Here is a 554-nt window from a genome sequence, read left to right as displayed (position 1 = left end):
AGGCGCGCCATCAGAAGCTGGTTCGATGCCAGAGCTGATTCAACGAATGAAAGGCAAAGTGCCAATGATTGGTATTTGTCTTGGTCATCAAGCGATTGTTGAGGCGTACGGCGGTACTGTCACTGGCGCGGGTGAAATCATCCACGGCAAAGTGTCGATGATGGAACACCAAGACCACGCAATTTATCAAAACCTGCCATCGCCACTGGCGATCGCGCGTTACCACTCTTTGGTTGCGACAAGAGTACCAGACAGCCTAACCATTACTGCCGAAGTCGACAATTTGGTCATGTCTGTTGTACAGGAACAAGATAAAGTTTGCGGATTTCAGTTCCACCCAGAGTCAATTATGACGACTTACGGCGCAACCTTGTTGGGCAACGCGATTGAATGGGCGCTTGAGAAAAATAACGCATAAGGAAATGGGGAGAGAAACTATGGAAGCAATCATCAACATACTGTACGAACAGCAATCACTGACTCAAGAAGAAAGCCAACAGGTATTCGACATTATTATTCGCGGTGAGCTTGATCCAATTTTAATGGCATCGGGA

1 protein-coding gene and 1 pseudogene are annotated in these 554 nt (G+C 47.3%); both read left to right on the top strand.

Annotation, left to right across the window (positions count from 1 at the left end):
• On the top strand, nucleotides 1-418 hold a 418-nt coding region (locus tag R7Q48_RS30005; RefSeq protein ID WP_318134045.1), incomplete at its 5' end, for a glutamine amidotransferase-related protein.
• 19 nt (nucleotides 419-437) lie between these two features.
• Nucleotides 438-554: pseudogene (locus R7Q48_RS30000) on the top strand (anthranilate phosphoribosyltransferase); the annotation flags it as partial.

The organism is Vibrio sp. 378, from assembly GCF_033339435.1.
This window is presented reverse-complemented; position numbering and strand designations above follow the sequence as displayed.